Here is a 6,792-nt window from a genome sequence, read left to right as displayed (position 1 = left end):
AGAACGAGGCCACCCGCTGGGCGGCCGCCGCCTCCCGGCCGAGCTGGGCCGCCTGATCGCCGTGCAGCACCTTGATCGCCACGCGGCGTCCGTCCTCGGCGTAGGCCTCGTACACCACGCCCTGGCCGCCGGCGCCGAGCCGCCCCGCCAGCCAGTAGCGGCCGAGCCGCTGAGGGTCTCCTTCGATCAACACGCTGGGTTTGATGCGCTCATCACGGATGAAGTTCCGCCCAAAATGCCGCGAAAAGAGTGCCGAACCCTTCTTGATCCGGACGCATCCAACCCTGACATGAACAAGATTCACAACCTTGCCGCCCTGGCCGTGCTCCCCGTTGCCGCAGCTCTCGTGGCCCTCCCCGCGCAGGCGGCGGAGCGTCCCGGCTGTCCCGCCCCCTCCAAGGCGGACGTGCGGCGCTCGTCGGCCGCGAAGGTGGACAAGCCCGCGAGAGGCGCGGCGGCGATGAAGGGGGTCCGCGTCAACCACATCCCGAAGGGCTTCACCTACGGGCAGGTCCTCGTCAACAAGCACGACGGCATGGTCGAGTACAGCTACCAGTGGTCGGACGACCGCGACGACATGAGCCGCCGGCACCGGTCGCTGTGGGTCAGGGTGGTGTGCTGGCCGAAGGCGACCTCGGTGGCGCAGCTCAAGAACGCGCCGTTCCGCATCGGGACCTTCTCCGGTGACACGACCACCACGAAGATCGGCGATCGCGAGGTGCTTCGCCAGGGGGGTGACGGCGCGCTCGGGGCCGGTGTGTACTCGGGCTGGGTCGAGCGCCCCGGAGTCGTCGTCACCGTGATGGCGACCCCGCCTCTCGTGCCGGGGCTGACGAAGATCATCAAGGGCATCCGGCTCTGATCCTGCCGATGAGGTTTCCGCGCCGCGCCCGTCTGTACACACGTGACATCGACTCACGGAAGGCCGGCACGATGCGGAAACTGATCTTCGGCATGAACGTGACCCTGGACGGCTACATCGCCGCGCCCGGCGACGACATCGGCTGGAGTGTGGGGGAGGGGCCGGACTCGTCGCCGAGCGCCGAGCTGTTCCAGTGGTGGTACGACCAGATGCGGGCGAGCGAGCTGACGCTGTACGGCCGCAAGCTGTGGGAGGCGATGAGCCCCCACTGGCCGACCGCCGACCAGCGGCCCGGCGCCACTCCGGCGGAGATCGCGTTCGCGCGCCTCTGGCGGGACATGCCGAAGGTGGTGTTCTCGTCGACGATCGACAAGGTCGACTGGAACACCCGCCTGGTCACCGGCGACGCGGTCACCGAGATCACCAGGCTCAAGGCCGAGGACGGCGGCCCGATGGACATCGCCGGCGCGACGCTCGCCGCGGCGGCCATGCGGGCCGGGCTGATCGACGAGTACGCGATCGTCACCCATCCGGTCCTGGTGGGCGGCGGCACGCCGTTCTTCACCGCGCTGGACGGCTGGGTGAAGCTGAACCTGGTCGAGACGCGCACCTTTCCCGGCGGCGTGGTGCTGACCCGGTACGAGACGCGGCGATGAGCACAGGGCCGACGCGCCGAAGACGAGGACGACGGTGACGCCGGCCCTGTCCGATCACAGCGTCGCGGGCAGGCCCAGCCATGGTTTGTCGGCGGCGTCGAACCCGGTCAGCTCGGCGATCCTCCCGTCGGCGATGCGCAGGACCGCGATGGTGAACAGACGGTGTTCCGGGCCGTCGGCGGTGCGGAGGTACAGCGCGGCGGCGGGCATGAGGTTGACCGTCGTGGCGATGCAGCGCCAGTCGTCGTAGCCGCGCTGGAAGAGCCCATGGGAGACCCAGCCGTCCACCGCGTCCTTCGCCGTGACGACCAGGGTGCCGGGGTCGGGCAGCATCGTGAAGCGCAGGTCGTCGCGGAGCAGGGCCGTCAGCCCGTCGAGGTCGTTGCGTTCATGGGCGTCCATGTACGACTTCACCACGCCGCGCTCGTCACGCGACAGCTCGTGCGTGGCGGGGCTCCGCCAGTCGAGGCGGCGGCCGGGCAGCTGCTCGCGCACCGTCACGCGGGCCCGCTGCAGCGCGCTGGTCACCGATGCGACGGTCAGCTCCAGGGCGCCGGCGGCCTTCGACGCCGGCCAGCCGAGGACGTCGCGCAGGATGAACACCGCTCGCTGCCGCGGCGGCAGGTGCTGGACGGCGACGATGAACGCCAGCTCGATCGTCTCCCGCGCCACCACCGATTCCTGCGGATCCTCAGGGAGCATCCGGTCCGGGTAGGGCTGCAGGTGGCGCACTTCCGAGCCGGCGCCCGGCAGCTCGGCCGGCACGGGTGTGCGGTCGTTGCGCTTGTCCAGGAAGTCGAGGCAGGCGTTCGTCGCGATCCGGTACAGCCAGGTCCGCAGCGCGGCGTGGCCCTTGAACGACTCCCGCTTGTGCCACGCCCGCAGGAACGTCTCCTGCGTCATGTCCTGGGCGTCGTCGTAGTTCGCGAGCATCCGGTAGCAGTGCACCTGGAGCTCGCGCCGGTAGGGCTCCGTGATGAGCGCGAACCGGGCCGCGTCGTGCGAGCGGGCCACCGCGATGAACGTGGCTTCGTCGTCGCCTGCCAGTCTGGCGTCGGTCATGGTCGTCAATCCTTCCGCGGGTGGCGAGGGGCTGCCAGTACTGACGACGTGGCGGAGGATTTCTGAGCGGTGCACCGCCAGGGCCTCGGTGTCAGCCCGGAAGGCGCCAATGGCAGTTGCCCTCGATGCACAGTTCGGTGGTCGTCTCGCGGGGGTCCGGCGCCGTGATCGATGCCTTGTCGCCCCACCGGCTGTAGCGGGTGTCGACGTGGAGGGCCCTGCCCACCAGTTCGTCGAGGCCGGCGGCGAACGTGAACGTGCTCTGCACCCTGCTGACCAGGCCCGCGGAGGTCAGCGTGACGGTGTAGGCGAGCCTCCCGTTCGGACTCCACCCTGCGTGGGTCGAGTGCCCCGCCCAGCGGGAAACCGGTGAAAGCTTCTTGAAGGTGATCGTGCCGGTGACGGTATCCCCGCTCCGCCGTCCGTTCTTCAGCAGGGCGGCCAGGGTCGCGGGCTCGGCCGGGTTGACGAGTTGCTCGTCGTAGCCGAGCAACTCGGTGTGCCAGAGGTGCAGCCGGTGATTGTCCTTCCACCAGCTCTTGCCCTTCTTCAGCCACTTCCCGATGAAGCCGCCGGACTGATAGCTGGTGCCGCCGATGTCGTGGTTGAAGCCGATGACACGTTCGCGCCCGTGCTCGCCTCCGGTAGTGGTGACGTCCAGGGCCTTGACGCGGCCCTGGGCGTCGAATGCGAAGACCCCCTCGCGCCGGCGTTCGGCTCGTTCGCCGGCGCCACCCGAAAGGGTGGTCGTCTCGGTGAAACGCACGCCGTGCCCGGCCCCCAGAACGGCCTTCAGCGCCCGCACGGGATCCTTGCTCACTGCCTGCGCGGGAGCGGCGCCCGCCAGCAGGGCGGCACAGGCCGCCAAAGTCGTGATCATCCGCCTCATGATGGTGATCCTGCCGCGATCGGATCACGTCCGGAACACGGACCAGATGCAACCACGTGCATGAGGAGCGGGCGGGTGGGGGCTCGGTTGGGCAGTAATTTGTCCAATTTGTCCAAGCTTCGATCTTGTGAGCGGACGCGGGCTACAGTGACGACGGCCAGCAGTCAATGGCAGTAAAGGCTGGCCGAAACCCGAGGAGAAGATGAATGAGAAGAACGTGGCCAATGGCGTTGGTGGCGCTCGCCGCTGTCGTCATGGGCGGCGCGACGCCGGCGAGTGGCGACGCCGGCGATCCGGCGACCAAGGCGACGACGGCAACCAGAACAGCCATCGCGACGGCGAAGGCCGCGGTCTGCGGAAGCGCGTCGCTGAACGGTCCGACCACACCGCCCGCCGGCGCGGAGGTGGTGCCCGCGGGCGACAACAGCGGCGTGAACTTACGCAAGGCGAACACCACGTACTACTTCGAGACCGGCACGCACACCCTGGAACAAGCCCAATACGCCCAGATCCTGCCCGGTGAGAACGCGACGTTCATCGGCGCGCCCGGCGCGGTGCTGGACGGGAAGGGCGTGAACCAGTACGCCTTCGGTGACACGGCGACCGGCGTCACCATCCGGTACCTGACCGTCACCGGGTTCGTCGCGCCGCAGGAGGAGGCCGTGGTCAACCACAGCGCCGCCGACGACTGGGTCGTGGAGCACAACACGTTCCGCGACAACTCCGGCGCGGCGCTGATGGCCGGGGCCAGGAACCAGATCCGCGGCAACTGCATCAAGGACAACGGCCAGCTCGGCCTGAACGCGTCCCAGCACGGCGACCACATCACCGGCCTGGTGGTGGCGGACAACGAGGTCACGGGCAACAACACCGACGACTGGGAGCACCAGGGCCAAGGGTGCGGCTGCACCGGCGGCCTGAAGTTCTGGGCGGTGAACGGCGCCGACGTGACCGGCAACTGGGTGCACCACAACCACGGCCCGGGGATCTGGGCGGACACCAACAACAACGACTTCCTCCTCGAGAACAACCTCATCGAGGACAACGAGTCGATCGGGATCTTCTACGAGATCAGCTACAACGCGGTGATCCGGAACAACACCCTCCGCCGTAACACCTGGAAGGCGGGTGCCGAGCGGGCGGCGAAGGGCGACGCGTTCCCCGATGGGGCGATCTACCTGTCCGAGGCGGACGGCGAGCCACGCATCCCGGCGCGGACCGGCAAGATCGAGGTCACCGGCAACCTGCTGGAGAACAACTGGGGCGGCATCACCGCGTGGGCGAACGCCGACCGGTTCTGCGGCAGCGCCGCCTCGACCACCAGCGACTGCACGCTGATCGTCGGGCCGGCCAACACCTCGAAGTGCGCGCCGCCGGCCATCAAGGACGAGCCGCTCTACACCGACTGCCGCTGGTGGACGAAGAACCTCGACATCCACCACAACACCTTCTCCTTCGACCCCGGCGCCGTCGGCGGCGGCTGCTCGACGCAGTACTGCGGGCAGATGAGCCTGCTGTCCAACTGGGGCACGGCGCACCCGGAGTGGTCCCCGTACCTGGGAGAGAAGATCGAGAAGTCGATCGTCTTCCAGTCGAACAACTCCTGGCACGACAACACCTACACGGGACCGTGGCAGTTCAGGATCTACGACATGGGCAGACGCGTCACGGCCGCGGAGTGGGTCGGCCCCCAGTACGGCCAGGACGCCGGCAGCACGTTCGACGGCAAGGCGCCCGAGGTGCCGCCGATCACCGAGCAGACCTTCGAGGACGTCTCGACGGCGCCCTACTCCGCGTGGTACGGCTCCAGCCTGGCGCACCGGACCGGCGACGCGCACGGCGGCACGGGCTCGCTCCAGCTGACCAGCACCGAGGGGTCGGGCAGCGCGGTGGCGCTCGACAAGTACCCCGGATACAGCGGGGTGATCGCCGGCAAGAGCTACCGCGTGTCGCTGTGGTACCGGGAGGCCGCGGCCACGATGCCCACCGTCACCTGGAACGTGCGCTGGCGCGACGAGGACGGCGCGGTGCTGCGTACCGACCCCGTCCCCCTGCCTCAGAAGACGGCCTGGACCGAGGCGGCCGGCACGTTCACCGCGCCGGCGGGCGCGACCCGCGTCGACTGGACCTTCGTCTGGAGCGCCCCCACCGGGTCCGCGTTCCGGATCGACGACGTGGCGATGCGGGCCGCGCAAACGTAGTAGGCATGAAGAACACCGAGGCCCCTCCGACGGGGGGCCTCGTCCCGACGCCGCCGTTCCGGCACCGAAGCGCAGACGGAGGAGATCACCCATGCCTGATCAACCCAGGCTCATGCGGACGGGACGGGCGATGGCGATCGCCACCTTCGTCTCAAGGGCCACCGGCTTCGTCCGCACGCTGGCGCTGGTCGCCGCGCTCGGGCTGGGAACCAAGCTGCTGGACGCCTACACCGCGGCGAACGTCACCCCCAACACCGTCTACGAGCTCGTCTTCGGCGGCGCGCTGGCCGGCGTGCTCGTCCCGCTGCTGGTCCGCACGGCCGCCGACCGCGACATCGACGACGACCTGTTCGCCCAGCGGCTGCTGTCGCTGGTGGTCTACGGCCTCGGAGCCGTGGTGATCGTGACGATCGTCGCCGCGCCGTTCGTCGTCGACCTCTACGTTCCGGGGTTCAGCCCTGACCAGCGGCATCTGGCGGTCGTGTTCACCCGGTACTTCATGCCCCAGATCCTGTTCTACGGGGTGAGCGCGACCCTGGCCGCGATCCTCAACGCGCGCAGCCGCTTCGTCTCGCCCATGTGGGCGCCGGTGGCCAACAACCTTGTCGTCATCGCCACCGCCTCGGTCTTCCTGCTGATCGGCGGCACCGGAAAGCTGGAGTCGCTGACCGGCGTCCAGGTGCTTCTCCTGTCGATCGGCACCAGCGCGGGGGTCGCCGCCCAGATGACGGTCCTCGTCGTGGTCAGCCGGCGAACCGGGTTCCGGCTGCGACTGCGCGCCGATCCGCGGGGCATCGGCGTCCGGCGTATCGTCGCCCTGGCCGGATGGACCATCGCGTCCGTGGCCGCGGCCCAGGCCGTCTTCCTCGTGATCACCCGGATCGCCTCGCAGGCCGGGCCCGGCGCCGTCGCCGTCCACTCCAACGCCTACACCCTGTTCCAGCTGCCCTACGCGGTCATCGCGGTCACCGTCATCACCGCGGTCCTGCCCAGGATGAGCCGGGCGGCGGCCGATCGTGACCTCGCCCGGGTGACCGCCGACCTGTCCCGGAGTCTGCGGCTCACCGGCGTGGTCCTGGTTCCCGTCGCCGCGGCTCTGATCGTGCTCGGGCCGCAGCTGAC

At 69.4% G+C, this 6,792-nt stretch carries 7 protein-coding genes and 1 pseudogene; 4 read left to right on the top strand and 4 right to left on the bottom strand.

The window, feature by feature from the left end:
- Positions 1 to 193 (bottom strand): annotated as a pseudogene (locus ACWCSD_RS44305) (serine/threonine protein kinase); the annotation flags it as partial.
- A gap of 96 nt (positions 194 to 289) precedes the next feature.
- Here ACWCSD_RS44305 and ACWCSD_RS44300 point away from each other — a divergent pair.
- Both ACWCSD_RS44300 and ACWCSD_RS44295 read left to right on the top strand, forming a co-directional pair.
- Complete coding sequence (locus ACWCSD_RS44300) at positions 290 to 862, top strand: hypothetical protein (protein ID WP_449924314.1); 573 nt, start codon at positions 290 to 292, stop codon at positions 860 to 862.
- Positions 863 to 933: 71 nt separating this feature from the next.
- Positions 934 to 1,518: a dihydrofolate reductase family protein gene (locus ACWCSD_RS44295; RefSeq protein ID WP_449924311.1), complete on the top strand. Its 585-nt coding sequence runs from the start codon at positions 934 to 936 to the stop codon at positions 1,516 to 1,518.
- 54 nt (positions 1,519 to 1,572) lie between these two features.
- On the opposite strand, the gene ACWCSD_RS44290 is transcribed toward ACWCSD_RS44295, so the two are convergent.
- The 3 genes from ACWCSD_RS44290 to ACWCSD_RS44280 form a co-directional block, all read right to left on the bottom strand.
- A complete protein-coding gene (locus ACWCSD_RS44290) occupies positions 1,573 to 2,580 on the bottom strand; it encodes an RNA polymerase subunit sigma-70 (RefSeq protein ID WP_449924308.1) in 1,008 nt (335 codons plus the stop codon).
- Positions 2,581 to 2,671: 91 nt separating this feature from the next.
- Entirely contained in the window at positions 2,672 to 3,469 is a 798-nt protein-coding gene (locus ACWCSD_RS44285; protein ID WP_449924305.1) for a hypothetical protein, read from the bottom strand.
- 142 nt (positions 3,470 to 3,611) lie between these two features.
- A complete protein-coding gene (locus ACWCSD_RS44280; protein ID WP_449924302.1) occupies positions 3,612 to 3,914 on the bottom strand; it encodes a hypothetical protein in 303 nt (100 codons plus the stop codon).
- On the opposite strand from ACWCSD_RS44280, the gene ACWCSD_RS44275 reads away from it, so the two are divergent.
- Both ACWCSD_RS44275 and murJ read left to right on the top strand, forming a co-directional pair.
- A complete protein-coding gene (locus ACWCSD_RS44275; protein ID WP_449924299.1) occupies positions 3,901 to 5,670 on the top strand; it encodes a right-handed parallel beta-helix repeat-containing protein in 1,770 nt (589 codons plus the stop codon). The two genes, ACWCSD_RS44280 and ACWCSD_RS44275, sit on opposite strands and share 14 nt — an antisense overlap.
- Positions 5,671 to 5,761: 91 nt before the next feature.
- The coding region (gene murJ, locus ACWCSD_RS44270) for a murein biosynthesis integral membrane protein MurJ (protein WP_449924296.1) at positions 5,762 to 6,792 on the top strand (1,031 nt) is incomplete at its 3' end.

Source organism: Nonomuraea sp. NPDC001684 (assembly GCF_053596515.1).
Note: the sequence above shows the minus strand (reverse complement) of the source record. Positions and strands in the feature narration are given on the sequence as shown.

What these genes read in the sequence shown, in the direction of transcription:
- ACWCSD_RS44290 (WP_449924308.1), bottom strand. Translation starts at nt 2,580, where the DNA reads ATGACCGACGCCAGACTGGCAGGCGACGACGAAGCCACGTTCATCGCG.
- ACWCSD_RS44300 (WP_449924314.1), top strand. Translation starts at nt 290, where the DNA reads ATGAACAAGATTCACAACCTTGCCGCCCTGGCCGTGCTCCCCGTTGCC.
- ACWCSD_RS44285 (WP_449924305.1), bottom strand. Translation starts at nt 3,469, where the DNA reads ATGAGGCGGATGATCACGACTTTGGCGGCCTGTGCCGCCCTGCTGGCG.
- ACWCSD_RS44295 (WP_449924311.1), top strand. Translation starts at nt 934, where the DNA reads ATGCGGAAACTGATCTTCGGCATGAACGTGACCCTGGACGGCTACATC.